The 15,856-nt window shown below is 59.0% G+C and carries 14 protein-coding genes; 11 read left to right on the top strand and 3 right to left on the bottom strand.

Annotated features, from left to right (window positions below; all coding sequences use genetic code 11):
* Positions 1 to 346: 346 nt before the first annotated feature.
* The 11 genes from E4J93_RS02560 to E4J93_RS02610 all read left to right on the top strand — a co-directional run bounded on the left by E4J93_RS02560 (position 347) and on the right by E4J93_RS02610 (position 12,174).
* Positions 347 to 712 (top strand): desulfoferrodoxin family protein, encoded by a 366-nt coding sequence (locus tag E4J93_RS02560; RefSeq protein WP_147587928.1) that lies wholly within the window; start codon positions 347 to 349, stop codon positions 710 to 712.
* Positions 713 to 829: 117 nt separating this feature from the next.
* Positions 830 to 2,824: a hypothetical protein gene (locus E4J93_RS02565; RefSeq protein WP_147587929.1), complete on the top strand. Its 1,995-nt coding sequence runs from the start codon at positions 830 to 832 to the stop codon at positions 2,822 to 2,824.
* A 70-nt stretch (positions 2,825 to 2,894) separates the two neighbouring features.
* On the top strand, positions 2,895 to 3,392 hold the full coding sequence (gene ruvC / locus E4J93_RS02570; protein ID WP_147587930.1) for a crossover junction endodeoxyribonuclease RuvC: 498 nt from the start codon (positions 2,895 to 2,897) through the stop codon (positions 3,390 to 3,392).
* A gap of 25 nt (positions 3,393 to 3,417) precedes the next feature.
* On the top strand, positions 3,418 to 4,038 hold the full coding sequence (gene ruvA, locus E4J93_RS02575) for a Holliday junction branch migration protein RuvA (protein ID WP_147587931.1): 621 nt from the start codon (positions 3,418 to 3,420) through the stop codon (positions 4,036 to 4,038).
* Entirely contained in the window at positions 4,038 to 5,111 is a 1,074-nt protein-coding gene (ruvB, locus tag E4J93_RS02580) for a Holliday junction branch migration DNA helicase RuvB (protein ID WP_147588128.1), read from the top strand. The genes ruvA and ruvB overlap by 1 nt, the downstream gene beginning before the upstream one ends.
* 54 nt (positions 5,112 to 5,165) lie before the next feature.
* Positions 5,166 to 6,833, top strand: a complete 1,668-nt coding sequence (locus E4J93_RS02585) for a formate--tetrahydrofolate ligase (protein ID WP_147587932.1) — start codon at positions 5,166 to 5,168, stop codon at positions 6,831 to 6,833.
* Between the two features lie 32 nt (positions 6,834 to 6,865).
* Positions 6,866 to 7,723, top strand: coding sequence for a bifunctional methylenetetrahydrofolate dehydrogenase/methenyltetrahydrofolate cyclohydrolase FolD (folD, locus tag E4J93_RS02590; RefSeq protein WP_147587933.1), 858 nt, complete (start codon positions 6,866 to 6,868; stop codon positions 7,721 to 7,723).
* Between the two features lie 186 nt (positions 7,724 to 7,909).
* Positions 7,910 to 8,137 carry a cold-shock protein gene (locus tag E4J93_RS02595; RefSeq protein ID WP_147587934.1) on the top strand — a complete coding sequence of 76 codons (228 nt, stop codon included), beginning with the start codon at positions 7,910 to 7,912 and terminating at the stop codon, positions 8,135 to 8,137.
* A gap of 123 nt (positions 8,138 to 8,260) precedes the next feature.
* Entirely contained in the window at positions 8,261 to 9,880 is a 1,620-nt protein-coding gene (locus E4J93_RS02600; RefSeq protein WP_147587935.1) for a C69 family dipeptidase, read from the top strand.
* A 97-nt stretch (positions 9,881 to 9,977) separates the two neighbouring features.
* Positions 9,978 to 10,400, top strand: a complete 423-nt coding sequence (locus E4J93_RS02605; RefSeq protein ID WP_255431881.1) for a hypothetical protein — start codon at positions 9,978 to 9,980, stop codon at positions 10,398 to 10,400.
* A gap of 85 nt (positions 10,401 to 10,485) precedes the next feature.
* Positions 10,486 to 12,174: an AarF/ABC1/UbiB kinase family protein gene (locus E4J93_RS02610; RefSeq protein WP_255431882.1), complete on the top strand. Its 1,689-nt coding sequence runs from the start codon at positions 10,486 to 10,488 to the stop codon at positions 12,172 to 12,174.
* Here the strand turns inward: E4J93_RS02610 and E4J93_RS02615 are convergent.
* From E4J93_RS02615 to E4J93_RS02625, 3 genes are all read right to left on the bottom strand, one after another.
* Positions 12,171 to 13,016: a methyltransferase domain-containing protein gene (locus tag E4J93_RS02615; RefSeq protein WP_147587937.1), complete on the bottom strand. Its 846-nt coding sequence runs from the start codon at positions 13,014 to 13,016 to the stop codon at positions 12,171 to 12,173. The two genes, E4J93_RS02610 and E4J93_RS02615, sit on opposite strands and share 4 nt — an antisense overlap.
* A gap of 2 nt (positions 13,017 to 13,018) precedes the next feature.
* A complete protein-coding gene (locus E4J93_RS02620) occupies positions 13,019 to 13,558 on the bottom strand; it encodes a GNAT family N-acetyltransferase (protein ID WP_147587938.1) in 540 nt (179 codons plus the stop codon).
* 61 nt (positions 13,559 to 13,619) lie between these two features.
* Entirely contained in the window at positions 13,620 to 15,776 is a 2,157-nt protein-coding gene (locus E4J93_RS02625) for a class I tRNA ligase family protein (RefSeq protein ID WP_147587939.1), read from the bottom strand.
* Positions 15,777 to 15,856: the final 80 nt, after the last annotated feature.

Consider the following 15,856-nt stretch of genomic DNA (forward strand, 5'->3'; position numbering starts at 1 on the left):
CGGCACTTCGGTGCATGGAAGGGGTCCTCCCGCGGGGGAGGGCCCCTTCCTTCGTTTAAGGGGCCCGGCGGGGCGAGCGGCTATCGAGCACGGTTCTTGGCTATAGGGTTTCAAGCGCATCTTTTTTCGTGTATATCAGGACCATTCTTGCGGGCAGGCGTTGCTGTCCCTTTTCTTTGATCTCATTGCTTTGATGGTTGTGCTTTGCGGTCAAGCTGAATCCTTTGGATGTTGCGAATAGCCAGGAGTGATTGCCGGCTTCGTGTCGATACTGCGAGCAGCGTCTGAAAACAATATAAGTGGGCATACTTTTCAACGTTATTAACTCATGTATAGGAGGCTCCTTATGGCTCAGTTTTTTAAGTGCATTGCTGACGGTTCCTTCCTGACAAGTTTGTCGAATGACTCTGCTGCGCCTGCTGGCTACGAACTTGTTGAGGCGAATTCTGTTGACGCTGCTGTTGAGAAGCATGTTCCTTCTATTGAGCTGCAGCGCGATGGCCACATTATTCACGTGACTATTGGCGAGGTCGAGCATCCGATGACGGCCGAGCACTATATCGAGTGGGTCGCGCTTGAGTCTGGTGACCGTCTGGAATTCCATTATCTGAAGCCCGGACAGACGCCTACCACCTTCTTTGCGGGCGGCGTTAAGTCCGGAACGGTATATGCATATTGCAACCTTCATGGTTTGTGGAAGGCATCGTTTTAGAATCGTTTTTGTATATTGTTATAGACATTTAGAAGGGGGTTTTAAGCCCCCTTCTTTATGCTTTTCAGCACAACGTTGTATGATAATGACGGTTTATAGTCGTGCTAAAGGGGATTCATGAAGGTCGCGCTTTCTCAAATTCATCTTCCGATTGGGGATCTTGAGGCCTTTCAGATGCGCGCTCGTTCTCAGCTCCATATGGCCGAGTCTCGCGGTGCCGATCTGATCGCATTTCCCGCACCACTTATATGTGGGTCCCAGCCTGGCACCTTTGCTGGGAGTTCGGCGTACCAGACGCGCCTTGTTGACGCGCTACACTCTTTGTCCTCCGATGTTCAGGCGTCGGGGGTTCATGCTGCCCTTGTTCCCGCTCCCGTTGCTTATGGGGAGGGGGTCTTATTCGAAACGTTTTATCTTCGAAACGGACGTGTGATTCCACTCCGGCTTCTGGCCTCTCAATCCCGCATGAAGATGGATGAGTCAGCGGATCCCTGGGCGCCCATCTGCTTCGATCTTGATGGCCTCCGAATCGCGCTTTCATTCGATCTCAATCGCGACATTGAATTGCTGCCCCCGGGCACCGACGCATGCCTCTACTTTCAGCTATCTCCTTTCTCTGTGGATGAGCTCAGCGCTACCTTGGGTGCGGGTTCATGTATCTCCCAATATCGTAATCTTGCCGAACAGCATCGCATTTGGATTGCATGTATGGCTCCGGTAGGTCTCTATGATAGCGACCTGTATGTCGGCGGCTCATTTGTACTTGATGATTCGGCGAATATCATTGCTTCTGCCGCACTTTTCGAGCAGGATCTTTTGGTCTGCGATTTCGGTAAAATCTCCGGCGAGAAGCCTTCTACTTCAAATGCTCTGGAGAGCATTTCGTCTTCCGAGCTTTTGTGGGGTGCGTTGCGCCGCAGTGTTACGGATTTCGTTGAGTCTTTCGATGCTCGAACGGTTCTCGTTGAACTTGATGGATCGGTATCGAGTGCTTTGGTGGCGGCGCTTGCCGCCGATGCGCTGGGTTCTAGGCGTGTCGTTGCCCTTGCCTTTCCGACCTACGGTCAAGCTACGGCCAAGGCGATGCAAGAGGAGGCTACAGCCTTTACCAATGCTCGTGCTGAAGCGGATACGCTCCACATTCGCTATGTGGAGCACTCTGTTCCCGATTCGCTGCAAGGGCTTTACCGCGAATTTGAACTTACGGATTGCGATCTTGGATCATTGTATAGGTACCTAGTGCTCGAATCATATGCGTCGCGCCTGAATGCCGTGGTGCTGTCCTCATATACGAAAACTGATTACGCGTTGGGCGGAGCTCGTGAATTTGAGTTGCATTTCGCATTCGCTCCGTTTGGCGATTTGTATTTATCTGAGCTCGCACCTCTGGTCGAGTATCGAAATCGTGTTTCTGAGGTCGTGCCGGTCGAAGCTGTTTCGATGGACGCCATTAATCGGACTGCTGTCAGCGCGGTCGATCGTGCTCTAACTTCATTGCGGCGAATTCACTCGGTGCATGGCGACCTGCTTTCGGTTTTGGAGGATTCTGCCCACAATCTTGATGCCGACACCCTTGACACATTTCTGAAGGAACATATTGCCCAGGGGAAGCCGGGCGCTCTGACGGGCGTCGGCCAGATGTTCCCCGAGCTTATGCGGGCTCTGTGCTTCTTGGTGCAAAGCGGAGCTTCCTTGTGTCGTCGAATGCCCGCGTTTCCATGCGTTTCTTCGTCGCCCCTTGCGGCGCGAACATGGCCTCTGTCCATGAATTGGCTTGAGCCGGCTGAGGGGGTGCGGCCCGATGCCGTCAAGGGGCTTGTTGATTATGAGATGGAGCGTGAGGAGCGCCGGCTTGAGGACGCGGGCCAGCGGGCGCGTCAGGAAATCGCGGGGCTCATCGGCCAGTTTTTAGGACTGCACCAGATGAAGCCCGACGACGGGCAGGACTCTTCTCTAGAATCCGACGAAGCCACGAAGGGGGAATCTGTCGATCTTGGCAACGAGTCCTCTCCAAGATATCTGGAAGATGATGCCCCTGGTATTGATCTTTCGAGTGAAGAGGCAGTTCCTCCGGGATTTCGTATGGGCGGTCCGTTCTTTTCCGTGAACTAAACATTCGCATGACCAACTTGCCGGCTCATGATATAGTAGAACAGATGTTCGAGTATGAGCGGAGGTGGATATGATCGTCTTGGGTATCGATCCAGGTTTGGCCAATACCGGATGGGGCGTCATAGAAGAACGCAAGGGCCAAGTTCGTTGCCGAGCCTATGGCTGTATTCAAACGTCCGCTGGAAACGATCTTGCCGCTCGCTTGTGCCGTATCGCGGACGAGTTGCATCGTGTGGTTGATCGCTATCGCCCTACTGAAGCAGCTGTCGAGGGTATTTACTTTGGAGCGAACGTGCGCTCTGCGATTCCTACGGCTCACGCCAGGGGGGCTGCCCTCGTTGCCTGCGCTTTGTGCGGCGTTGAGATCGGTGAATATACCCCTATGCAGATCAAGCAGGCAGTCGTGGGAACAGGGTCCGCAGACAAAGATCAAGTCATCTTTATGGTGAGGCGCTTGCTGCAGCTCGATCACGATCCACGGCCGGACCACGCTGCAGATGCTCTTGCATGCGCTATCTGCCATGCGCACTTGAGGCGTACTGCCGCATTGAGCAACGGCGCATATTGATGAAGGGAAAGGAGCGGCCGCGTTTATGATTTCGATGTTGAGGGGCGTTTTGGTCGAGGCGACGCCAAGTTCGGCGCTTGTCGATGTCGGCGGCGTTGGATTCGAGGTCGGCATCTCGCATACCACGGCAGCGCAGCTGCCAACGCTTGGGCATGAATGCGTTTTACATACGAGGCTCCAGGTGCGGGAGGACTCGATGACGCTCTTTGGATTCGCGCATACCGAAGAGCGATTGATGTTTGACAGGCTTATTGCGGTTAGCGGGGTCGGACCGAGGCTCGCGCTTTCGATCCTGTCGAAATTTAGTCCCAGTCAGGTGTACACCATGGTTATGGCTGAGGATGACAAGGGGATGTCGTCGGTATCCGGTGTTGGAAAAAAGACCGCGCAACGCCTGATCCTTGAGCTCAAGAGCGTGTTTGAAAAAGATGCCTCACTGTGGTCGGTTCCCGATGTCGAGCCGCATGCCGCAGCGAGCGCGGCTCCCAAGCTTTCAACGAATATGGATGATGCCAGAATGGCGCTATTGTCAATGGGCTTTAGCTCACAAGAGGCAGAGTTGGCGTTGGAGGGGCTTGATGACACCGGACAGCGGGTCGAGGTGTTGCTGGGCTCTGCTCTGAAGCGACTAGGAATGGACGCATGATGTGGGAAGCAGATGCGGGTAGGGATCTTTGGGATGATGCTTCGGGCCTGCCTACAGGTCCTTCACCGGAAGCTGGAAGGTTTGTAACGGGTGATTTGACAGCGGCCGATCTTGATGTGGAGCGAACGCTTCGACCACAGAGGTTGGAAGATTACTGCGGCCAGGAACATATAAAACAGAGTCTAAAAATCCTTATTCAGGCAGCGCAAAACAGGGGTGAGAGCCTTGACCATGTGATCTTTTCGGGCCCGCCGGGTTTGGGAAAGACGACGCTGGCCACTGTGGTTGCGAATGAGTTGGGCGCGCAGATCAAGACGACATCTGGTCCGGCGATAGAGCGCACTGGAGACCTCGCCGCTATACTTACGAATCTTCAACCGGGAGACGTGCTATTTATCGACGAGATTCACAGGTTGAATCGTTCCGTGGAGGAGATTCTGTATCCTGCGATGGAGGACTTTGCCCTTGATATCGTCATCGGCAAAGGTCCGGCTGCTCGTTCGATTCGCCTTGATGTGCCGAGGTTTACCTTGGTTGGCGCCACCACGCGGTCGGGAATGCTCACAGGTCCATTGCGCGACCGTTTTGGCATTTCCTTCAGGCTTGATTACTACTCGATCGAAGAGCTTGCGACCATCGTTGAGCGTTCGGCTTCTATATTGGGCGTATCGATCGACCACGATTCCGCTCTTGAGGTTGCCTCGCGCTCTCGAGGTACGCCTCGCCTTGCGAATCGCTTGCTCAAGCGAGTGCGAGACTACGCTCAAGTTCGAGGGTCTGGTCCTATTGAAATCAGCATCGCGCGAGAGGCGCTTTCGTTTTTCGAAATCGATGAGCTTGGCTTGGATTGGATGGACATCAGGATCTTGGAAACGCTGTGCAAGACGTTTCGCGGTAGGGCGGTTGGATTGAGTACGTTGGCAAGCGCTGTGGGCGAAGACCCTTCAACACTTGAGGATGTATACGAGCCATATTTGTTGCAGCGCGGATTGATCGTGCGAACGCCTCAGGGGCGCGTTGCCACGCTTACCGCATTCGAGCACCTTCGTCTAGAGCCTCCCGCCCACGCGTAAGCGTTTCGCGCTATTCTGTATGAGTTGGTAATCCCCTTTTCAGGAAGGAACATCATGCTGTCAGACATTGAGATCGCCCATTCCGTGAAGCCCCTTCCCATTCTCGAGGTTGCAAAAGAGGCCGGCGTGGACGAGTCCCACCTCATTCCGTATGGCTTCGATAAGGCGAAGGTCGATTATTCCCTGCTGAACGAGGAGACGGATCATAAGGCGAAGCTCGTACTGGTAACGGCCATTAATCCGACTCCCGCTGGAGAGGGTAAGACCACTACCACGATCGGACTTGCCGATGCCCTGCGTCGCCGTGGCGTGAAGAGCGCCGTTGCGTTGCGTGAACCCTCGCTCGGCCCGGTATTTGGCGTGAAGGGCGGTGCCGCCGGCGGCGGCTATGCCCAGGTGGTCCCGATGGAGGATATCAATCTTCATTTCACGGGCGACTTTCATGCTATCGGAGCGGCTAACAATCTGCTCGCCGCTATGATCGACAATCATATTCAGCAGGGCAACGCTCTTGGCATCGATGTGAAGCGCATTACCTGGAAGCGCGCGGTCGATATGAATGACCGACAGCTCCGCCATATCATCGACGGCATCGGGGGCAAGGCGCAGGGTGTTCCACGTGAAGATGGTTTTGATATTACGGTCGCATCCGAGGTGATGGCGATCCTCTGCCTGTCTACCTCCATCACTGACTTGAAGAACCGCTTGGGCGAGATTGTCGTTGGTTATTCGTACAGTGGCGAGCCGGTCCGTGCGAGCCAGTTGAATGCGCAGGGCGCCATGGCAGCCCTGCTTAAGGACGCGTTGAAGCCGAATCTGGTTCAGACGCTCGAGCATACTCCTGCGTTCGTGCACGGCGGCCCGTTTGCGAACATCGCCCACGGCTGCAACTCCATCATGGCTACGCGCATGGCGATGCGCTTCGGTGATATCGCCATCACGGAGGCTGGTTTTGGCGCCGACCTCGGTGCGGAGAAGTTCCTTGATATCAAGTGTCGCATGACGGGCCTGCGCCCCGATGCGGTCGTGGTCGTCGCCACCGCGCGCGCGTTGAAGTACAACGGCGGCGTTGCGAAGGCTGAGCTGAATAACGAGAACCTCGAGGCCCTGAAGGCGGGTATGCCCAACCTGTTGAGGCATGTTGCGAATATTCAGGATGTCTTCGGTCTGCCGTGCGTCGTCGCCATCAATCGTTTCCCGAGCGATACCCAGGCCGAGCTCGACCTGATTGCTTCCGAGTGCGAGAAACTTGGCGTCAACGTGCGTCTTTCCGAGGTTTGGGCCAAGGGCGGCGAGGGCGCGCTCGACCTTGCCGACGAAGTGCTTCGCTTGGTCGAGGAGCCGCATGAGTTCAATTACTGCTATCCTGACGGAGCCGATGTTGCCGATGCGCTCGAGGCAATTGCGACCAGGGTCTACCATGCTGACGGCGTTGACTTCTCGCCCGCAGCGAAGCGCCAGCTTGCCGAGCTTCGCGAGAACGGCTTTGGCAACCTGCCGGTATGCGTTGCGAAGACCCAGTACTCATTCAGCGACCGGGCGACCGCTTTGGGTGCTCCCGAGAATTTCCGTATCACGGTTCGCGAGCTGAAGGTGAGTGCTGGCGCCCACTTCGTCGTCGCGCTGACCGGCAATATCTTGACGATGCCCGGATTGCCTAAGGTTCCCGCGGCGGAGCATATCGATGTCGACGATAACGGCGTGATTTCGGGTCTCTTCTAATCCGTTTGTTTCATCCTTGAGGAGTTTTATACGTGACGACGATAATTGACGGAAAGCGACTGGCTGCTCGCGTGCGCGAGCAAGCGGCAATAGATGTGTCCGAGCTTGTTGAGCACGGCGTTCATCCCCATCTGGCGGTCGTGCTTGTTGGCGATGATCAGGCTTCCGCCACCTACGTTCGCTCTAAGCTTAAGGACTGCGAGGAGTGCGGCATAGCATCGCAAGATTACAAGCTCCCTTCCGCCACCTCTCAGGATGACCTTATGAATCTGGTCGAGCACCTGAATGCCGACCCGGTTGTTACGGGTATTCTCGTCCAGATGCCCTTGCCTGCGCATCTGGATGCCGAGAAGGTCATTGCGGCCATTTCGCCCGATAAGGACGTCGATGGGTTTCATCCCGAAAGCCTCGGCTGTCTTGTTCGGGGCCTTCCCGGTCTTCGTCCGTGTACGCCCGCGGGTATCATGGCGATGCTTGACGAATACGGTATCGAGCTTTCGGGCAAGAACGCTGTGATTGTCGGCCGTTCTTCGATTGTTGGAAAGCCTATGGCATTTATGCTGCTGGAACGCGATGCGACGATTTCGGTCGCCCATTCGCGTACACGTGATATCGCAGATGTATGCCGTACGGCAGATGTGCTGGTGGTGGCATGCGGTATTCCCAAGATGGTTCAAGGCGACTGGTTGAAGCCGGGTGCCGTCGTCATCGATGTGGGCATGGATCGCGATGAAAACGGCAAGCTCTGCGGCGATGTGGATTTTGATTCCGCTGCACGCGTTGCAGGGGCTATTACCCCCGTTCCCGGCGGTGTCGGTCCTATGACCCGTGCCATGTTGATGAGCAACATCGTTCAGGCCGCCCGTCTGCAGCTGGGGCGAGCTCTCTAGCTCGTGTTTCCGTTTTGTTACCGTGAGCGTCCCTCGTGCCGATACGGCTGGCACGCGGGGCGCTCTTTTGCGACATCGTATTTGTGGGCGGACGGGCCATCGATGAGGGGTACTATTACACCCAGCGCGCAGCACGGTTATTTCGCGCGCTGACGATGCTCGCAAGGGCGGGAAGAAAGGGATAGCATGGCAACCGGTACTCTTAAGAAATCGTTCTTCCGTGAAAAGGGGTTTGGCTTCATCACCCCTGACGATGCTCCGGAGGGCTCGCATTCGGATGTGTTCGTTCACTTCAGCGCTATCCAGATGGATGGGTTCAAGTCGCTCGACGAGGGCGATCGCGTGGAGTATGAGGTCGGACCGGGCAAGAAGCCCGGTGAGACCCAGGCTATGAATGTTCGCAAGATCGGCTAAGCATATACGAATGCGTGCGGGGCGCCCTTTGGGGCGCCCTGCTGCTATAGCGCGCTTAATTCTTGAGCGCTACACTGTGCAAAATGGGCATGCGCACGCGCGCACAACTACTAGGGAGGCACCATGGCCTGTACGACTATTCTTGTAGGCAAGCTGGCGAGTTATGATGGGTCGACAATCGTTGCCCGCAACGAGGACTCTCCGGGCGGGCAGTTCGAGCCCAAGCGCATGCAGGTTGTTATGCCCAGCGATCAGCCGCGGACGTACGTGAGTTCGGAATCCCATCTGACGGTCGAGCTTCCCGAGGAGCCCATGCGCTATACGTCGGTCCCCGATGCTCTTCCAGGTCATGGCGTGTGGGCCGCTGCAGGTTTCAACGAGTGCAACGTGGGCATGAGCGCGACTGAAACCATCACCAGCAACGATCGCGTGCTGGGGGCGGACCCCTTGGTCGTATACACTCCTCCGCAAGGGGTTGCCGGCGACGCGAGCTATGCCCCCGAGGTTCCCGGAGGCTTGGGTGAGGAGGATTTCGTTACCCTCGTCTTACCTTATATCCATTCGGCGCGCGAGGGCGTGGAGCGCCTGGGAGCGCTTCTCGAGCGTTATGGTACGTACGAGATGAACGGTATCGCATTCTCCGATCTCGACGAGATCTGGTGGATGGAGACGATCGGCGGACATCATTGGATCGCCAAGCGCGTTCCCGACGATGCCTACGTGACGATGCCCAACCAGCTCGGTATCGACTGGTTCGACTTGGCAGATGCCGAGGGCGAGCAGCTGGAGCATATGGCCAGCGACGACCTGCGCGTATGGATGGAGGAGAACCACCTCGACCTGACGATGCGCGACGCCGACTACTACATGAGCGGTGACCTCGAATATGCCATCGACGATGAGTGCGATGGAGCATGCGACGATGACGCCGACGATGGCGTTGATATAATCGAGATCGATCTTGATCGCGCACAGGATATCTTCAATCCTCGCGATGCGTTCGGTTCGCATTCGGATAGCGATCATGTATACAACACGCCGCGTGCCTGGTATATGCAGCGGTGCCTGAATCCCCGTGACGAGTGGGAAGGTCCTATGGCGACGTGGGGTCCCGAATCAGACGATATTCCCTGGGCCCGCGTACCCGAGCGCAAGGTGACGATCGAAGACGTTAAATATGTTCTCTCGGCTCACTATCAGGGAACCCCGTACGACCCCTATGGTAGGAAGGGCGATGACGCGTCGCGCGGGCTGTATAGGCCTATCGGCATCAACCGCAACGGCCAGCTTGCGGTCCTTCAGCTGCGTCCGTACGCGGATCGCGCATATCGTGCGATCCAGTGGATGGCGTTTGGTTCCAACCCGTTCAACGCGTTGGTTCCGCTTTACGCAAACGTCGACGAAATGCCGGAGTATCTTTCGAATACGACCGATCGCGTCACGACCGATAGCTTCTACTGGACGAATCGCATCGTGGCCGCGCTGGCGGATGCGCGCTTCCGCGATAACGCCGCGCATATCGAGCGCTATCAGCAAAAGGTCGGCGGAATGGGCCATGCCTTCTTGCGCAAGACCGACGCCGTAGCGCGCGACCTGGGTCCTGACGAGGCGCCGGCATACCTTGCGCGGGCGAATGCGGAATTGGTGTCAGCTGTACGCTTGGAGACCGAGGACCTGCTGGCGAAGGTGCTCTACACGACGAGCTGCGCGATGAAAAACGCCTTTGCGATGTCTGACAATTAACAGCGGCGGCATCGAATCGTTTGGGGCATCTGCTACGGGGTAGAAGCTTATTACAACAGCGAGCGGCGGCTCCGCGAACCGCCTAGGATGGGAGGCCATGATGGCAACCAAGTTCGAGGAACTGGTCAACGGCATGATTAACGTCGGCTTCGGGATGGCGGCAACGGCCGCAGAAAAGAGCCGGGAGATGCTCGAGGACTTCAACGCGAAGGGTGCTGAAGTGCGCACCGATGCGACTTCGGGTGATTTCGCTCGTTCGATGTCGGACGTGTTCGAGCGCGCCGGCGGCGTATTCACCGAAACCACCGAACGCTTTAGCGCCGAGGGCGAGACGGTTGCCGAACGCGTGCTCGACGAGCTGATCGTCGCGCGTCTGCGCATGCTCGATTCCCCAAGTCGCGCAGCGTTTCTCGTGCATGTGGGCGACCTGGTCACCGCTGTCGAGAGCGAGACCGTTAACGTGCCCGTAGAGTCGGTCGATGGGGCTGATGTGGCCGAGACCGAGGAGAAGGGCGAGTAGATATTTCATGGCAGCGAGTGAAAACGACAACAGCCGCTGGGACACAAGGGGTTTTGGAGATTCCCCGCGCCCTGGTGCCCCATCGATGGACGCATCGGGTGTTTCTCGTCATCGTGAGCGCGCGGTAGACGAGTTTCCAGATGAGCCTGCCGTTGTAGCTCCTGGCGAGAAGTACCAGCTCACGTCGGCAGGACGGCGCTGGCGTATCGGCCAGATCATCAAGTTGCTACGAAAATACGAGGTCTGGAACGATATTACTCCGGTTCGCCTACGCTGCCTGCTCGAGGAGCTCGGCCCCATGTTTGTGAAGATGGGGCAGATCTTGGCCAACAGGTCGGAGATCTTGCCCCAGCGCTTCTGCGACGAGCTGCGAAAGCTGCGCACCGATGTCGACCCCGTTCCGTTCGGGACGGTGCGCGACTGCTTGAAAGCGGAATATCGACGTCCGATGGAGGACGTGTTCGAATGGGTTGATGAAGAGCCGCTGGGCAGCGCCTCGCTCGCCCAGGTGCATCGCGCGCGCCTGAAGACGGGCGAGGAGGTGGCGGTAAAGGTCCAGCGCCCCGGTGCGCAGCAGATCATGGCGCAGGATATCGATATCATGCGCTCCTTGGTGCGCATGGCATCTCGTTTCGTGAAAACGGACCAGTTCGTGGATCTGCATGACGTGGTCGAGGAGCTGTGGCAGTCCTTCCGGGAGGAGACGAACTTCCTCATGGAGGCGCGAAACCTTGAGGACTTCCATACGTTTCACAAGGATACGAAGGGCATAGCGTGCCCGCGCCCGTATCTGGGCCTGTGTACCGAGCACGTGGTCGTTATGGACTACATCGAGGGTGTCTCCATTGCCGATCCGGAGGGGCTGGTGCGCGCCGGCTACGATTTGAAGCAGCTGGGTGCGCGCATCGTCGAGGACTATTCGACGCAGGTGCTCGACGACGGCTTCTTTCATGCTGATCCCCATGCGGGCAACATCATCGTGAAGGACAACGTTATCTTTTTTATCGACCTGGGCATGGTGGGCAGGATGTCGAACCACGATCGCCTCATCGTGAAGGACATCATCTACTCGGTGGCCGAGGGCGATGTCTCCAAGCTTAAGGATTCACTGATGCGCTTCGCGGTGTCGCGCGGCGATTCCGATTCGCTTGACCACGCGTCCTTCCTCAGCGACCTCGACTACATCGTCGCCGATTTCGCCGGGCTCGATTTGAAGGATCTGGACATCGGAGAGTTTCTCACATCGCTGGTCAACCTTGCTCGCAAGAACGATGTGGAGCTCCCCAGCGTGGTGACGATGTTTGCGCGGGGCATGGTGACGCTCGAGGGGCTTCTTTCGGAATACATGCCCGATATCAACATGATAGAGATCATCTCGTCGCATATCGCCCACGAGAAGAGCTCCTTTGCGCGCCTGGAAGAGATGATGCGCGAATTGCAAGGAAGCAGCCTGCGCGCGGCAAGGGGGTCGCTTGAGGCGGCTGAGCATCTCGGGCTGGCGGCGCATATGCTCACGCGCGGCCAGCTTAAGGTGAACACGCAGGTCATGGGGTCCGAGGAGGTGCTGAGGCATATCGGAGGCATCGTCGACCGCATGTCTATGGCCATCGTAATCGCCGGTCTCTTCATCGGTTCGTCGGTCGTGTACTTCGCTAAGATCGAGCCGGTTATCTTCGGCATCCCCGTCATTGGGTTCTTCGGGTACGCCAGCGCGCTGTTTTTGGCGTTGGGACTGGGTCGGGAGATCTGGCGAAACAGCCACGGCAAGCGCTAGACCTTGCTGTCGTCGAATCGCGCTACCAGCACTTCGGCATCTACCGTTATCTGCGTGAGCCGCCCGATTTCGAGTTCGTTTGCGTTGCATCCGAAGGTGACGGGGCTCATGCGAACGAGGTCGCGGGCTTGCTCGCCGTCGACCGGCAGGGTCTGCGCTGCTCGCGTGCGCGCTAGGATTTCGGCGTGGCGCTCGAGGTGCGAGACGATGGGCTCGTTTGAGTATGCATTGTCAATCGAGGGCTTGCCGGTGAGCGCACGGAGCTCCTGCATGTGACGCGAGCCGGGCACCACTTTCACGAGGGTGCCGCCGGGTGCGAGGACACGCTGGAACTCCTGGTAGTTGGCGGGCGTGAAGACATTGATGATGCAGGCGGCGGTGTTCGCGGCAAGCGGCATGTGCGCGAGGTCGGCCACGAGCCAATGGACGGCGTTGCCTCCGCGTGCGGCGATGCGGATGGCGTCTTTGGAATAATCGATACCGATGGTGCGGCAGCCGGTGCGCTGCCGAATCGATTTGGCGTAATAGCCTTCACCGCAGCCGGCGTCGACCACGGTCGAGCCGGCTGCCAGATAAGGAAGCTCCTGCAAGATGGCATCGAGCACATGATGGTAAAAGCCCGCATCCATGATACGCGCGCGGCTTTCGAAAAATGCCGCATCGTAGCCCTTGAGCGGGGCGACGTTGGGCACCAGCGTCAAAAAGCCCTTGGCGGAGATATCGAAGCGGTGCGCGCGGCTGCAGGCGAGGGAGCCGCCTTCGGCGTGCAGGGCCGATCCGCAGAGCGGACAGCGCAGCGCCGGCGCAAGGTCGAGGTATGCCTGGATGCGGGAGCGCGCCATCGTTAGACCAGGACCTTTTCGAACGCGATGCGCAGCGGATCGTACTGGCCGGTGTGGCCGAGCGTGATGACGCCGCAGCGTTCGTAGCCGAGCTTGCCCACGAGGCCCTGCACGGGGATGTTGCGCTCATGCGTGTCGATGCGAATGCTCGCGGCCCCGCGATCGCGAGCGATGCGCTCGCCCTCCTCGAACATCTCGGTCATGATGCCGCGGCGCGCCGCAGCCTTGCTGATCGCGCAGCGATGGATGACGGCGTACGAGGGGTTGGCGGAGCTGGACTGGGTGAGCCAGGCGCCGTCGATCTTGTCGTAGGTGTGCTCTCCGTTAAAGGAAAGCGCCATGATGCCCAGGATCGTTCCATCCTCATCGATGGCGACGTAGGACGCGCCCTCGGCCATATCGGCCTCGATGTCGATGTGGTTGGGATACTCCTCCTGCCATTGGGGGATATCCATGGCGGCAAGCGAGGCTTTGCCATCGTTCAGCACCTGTTCGGCCGCATCAACATCGGCGGGCACCGTCGGTCGAATACAAATCGTCATCAGAGAACCTTTCAAAAATGAGGATGAACCATCGGGGCCGCGCGGCCCGGCTGATCAGACCTTAAAACTGGCTCGGGTGCTTCGCGAAGAAGTCGAAGCGCGGGGGCAGCGCTTTGATGGCGTGCTCGCCCGGATGCTCGCCGAGCGAGACGACGAGCTCGTCGTTCGTCTCGAAGATATGATTCCACGAGAAGAAGGTCGCGGGCTCGATGGCGAAGTGCTCGCAGATCTTCTCGCAGCCTGCGGGAACGATGCCGTGCATGAGGACGGTGGCGACGCGTAGCTGGTGGAACGCATCGACGAGCGCCTGAGCCATGGCGGCGTCGTCGGAGGCGTTCTTCGCAGCCTTGGAGGCGTCGCTCCAGCGCTTGTTCGCGGAGCGCAGGAACTCATCGCATACGCCCAGGGCATGGTGCAGCTCGAAAGTGTGCATGGCCTGCTCGAAGGCGAGGACGGCCTGTTCGGTCTCATCGATGACCGCGGCGCCCGGGGCGCCTGCGGGGATGCATCCGGTGCGGTATGCGGCCTCGTCGCCGTCCTTGGGGGCGACGCCGTAGAAGCAGGAGCGGGCCAGGCGGTTGAAGACGCCGGTGAGCAGCGCGCCCTCCTTGAGGGCGGGGTCGATCACGCGCTTGTCGTCGCGGGCGAGCACGGGGTTGCCTTGGCTGTCCTTGCCGGTCTCGCGCAGGTCGAAGGCCTTCGGGGAGAAGCTGACGGGCTTCTCGCCCAGGCCGAGCGACAGCCAGTGGGCGCGCAGCTGCTCGGGCGTGTAGTGGTCGAGCATCTCGTGCGCCAGGGGCGGCGGGGTCTGGGAGCTGGAGCTGGCCTTCTTGCCCATGTAGAGGATGTGGTAGTTGGCGGCGACGCAGGACTGCTGCATGTTCCAGTCGAGCGCCTCCCACATGCCGGACTGCGCGATGCAGTAGAAGTAGATGTTGTCCTGGCCGATGAACTGGTAGGCGCGTGCGTCCTCGCTCGCCCACCAGTCGCGCCAGTCGAGGCTGGCATGCGTGTAAGCAGGCTCGTCCATGATCATGGCAGGGGCTTCGCCCACGAGCTCGGCGTCGGCGACGGCGGTCGGGGCGAGCTCGGATGCTGGCGTGCCCGCGGCCTCGAGCTTGGCGGCATCGCGTGCGAGCACGGCGCGGGTGAAGCTGATGGGCGCCCACAGGCTCTCGGGCCAGACCCAGGCCGTGAGGTCGCGGCAGCCCTCGACCTCGGGCAGGGGCACGCCCCACTCGACGTTGCCCGAGATACGGAACGGCACGAGCGCCTTGCCGGAGCGGAAGCGCACGCCGGCTCGGTTGAGGACCTCGTGGGCCTCGTCGCGCTCGCGCCAGGTGGGGAAGACCACCGTGAAGGAGCCCTTGTTGCCCTCGGCCTCGATGACCTCGTGCGCGGGCAGCTCGCCGCGGACGACCTCGAATTCATCGCGGAACTTGATCTGGATGAACAGGCGCGGAGCGTCGAGCCATTCCTGCATGGTCTTGGATACCACGGAGCGCACGGTGGGATCGGCGGCAAGTCGCTCGGTGTGCTCCCGTATGTACTCGGTGTAGGAGGGCAGGTCGAAGTAGAGGTTGTCGACCGGGACGAGCTCGGGCGTTTCACCGGTGAGAGCGCTCTTGGGGGCAATGAGCTCTTCGGGCTCGAACTGATGGCCCAGGTCGCATTCGTCGGCGTAGGCCTTCTCGGACTTGCAGCCCTGGATGGGGCAGCGGCCGAGGACCTGGCGGCCGTTCAGGAACTGCCCGGCGCTCGGGTCGTAGAACTGCTTGGTGGACATCTTGGCGAGCTTGCCCTGCTCGTGCAGGCGCTCGACGAGCTCGGCGGTCATGCGCTCGTGGATGTGCACGGCGGGCTCGAGCGCGCTGCCGGCGTACAGGTCGCAGGACACGTCGAAGCTGGCGAGGTCGGTCTCCTGGCTATCGTGGTTCTCGCGTACGTAGTCGGAGATGTGCTTGGCGTAGCCGTCGGCCTCGCGGAGCTTGCGGAAGCCCTCCATGATGGGGGAGCCGTAGCAGTCGGTGCCGGAGACGAAGACCACGTTCTCGCGGCCCAGGCGGTCGCGCAGGAAGCGGGCGTAAAAGTCCGCCGGGACGAAGACGCCGCCCACGTGGCCGAAGTGCAGGCCCTTGTTGCCATAGGGCATGCCCGCGGTGACCACGGCGCGGCGCGGCCAGGCGGGACGATCTTCACGGCTATAGGTGTGTGCCATGTGCGGCTCCTTTTTCGTTACTTTTCGTATGCATGACGTCACATTATCGCACATCGGGCGGGGTGAATGGGTATGCTTGC

Source organism: Collinsella sp. BA40, assembly GCF_008014645.1.
GTDB lineage: Bacteria > Actinomycetota > Coriobacteriia > Coriobacteriales > Coriobacteriaceae > Collinsella.

Coding starts and splice junctions, on each gene's coding strand:
- E4J93_RS02600 (WP_147587935.1), top strand. CDS start 8,261: ATGGCCTGTACGACTATTCTTGTAGGCAAGCTGGCGAGTTATGATGGG.
- ruvC (WP_147587930.1), top strand. CDS start 2,895: ATGATCGTCTTGGGTATCGATCCAGGTTTGGCCAATACCGGATGGGGC.
- E4J93_RS02585 (WP_147587932.1), top strand. CDS start 5,166: ATGCTGTCAGACATTGAGATCGCCCATTCCGTGAAGCCCCTTCCCATT.
- ruvB (WP_147588128.1), top strand. CDS start 4,038: ATGTGGGAAGCAGATGCGGGTAGGGATCTTTGGGATGATGCTTCGGGC.
- E4J93_RS02560 (WP_147587928.1), top strand. CDS start 347: ATGGCTCAGTTTTTTAAGTGCATTGCTGACGGTTCCTTCCTGACAAGT.
- E4J93_RS02610 (WP_255431882.1), top strand. CDS start 10,486: ATGGACGCATCGGGTGTTTCTCGTCATCGTGAGCGCGCGGTAGACGAG.
- E4J93_RS02595 (WP_147587934.1), top strand. CDS start 7,910: ATGGCAACCGGTACTCTTAAGAAATCGTTCTTCCGTGAAAAGGGGTTT.
- E4J93_RS02625 (WP_147587939.1), bottom strand. CDS start 15,776: ATGGCACACACCTATAGCCGTGAAGATCGTCCCGCCTGGCCGCGCCGC.
- E4J93_RS02605 (WP_255431881.1), top strand. CDS start 9,978: ATGATGGCAACCAAGTTCGAGGAACTGGTCAACGGCATGATTAACGTC.
- E4J93_RS02615 (WP_147587937.1), bottom strand. CDS start 13,016: ATGGCGCGCTCCCGCATCCAGGCATACCTCGACCTTGCGCCGGCGCTG.
- E4J93_RS02620 (WP_147587938.1), bottom strand. CDS start 13,558: ATGACGATTTGTATTCGACCGACGGTGCCCGCCGATGTTGATGCGGCC.
- ruvA (WP_147587931.1), top strand. CDS start 3,418: ATGATTTCGATGTTGAGGGGCGTTTTGGTCGAGGCGACGCCAAGTTCG.
- E4J93_RS02565 (WP_147587929.1), top strand. CDS start 830: ATGAAGGTCGCGCTTTCTCAAATTCATCTTCCGATTGGGGATCTTGAG.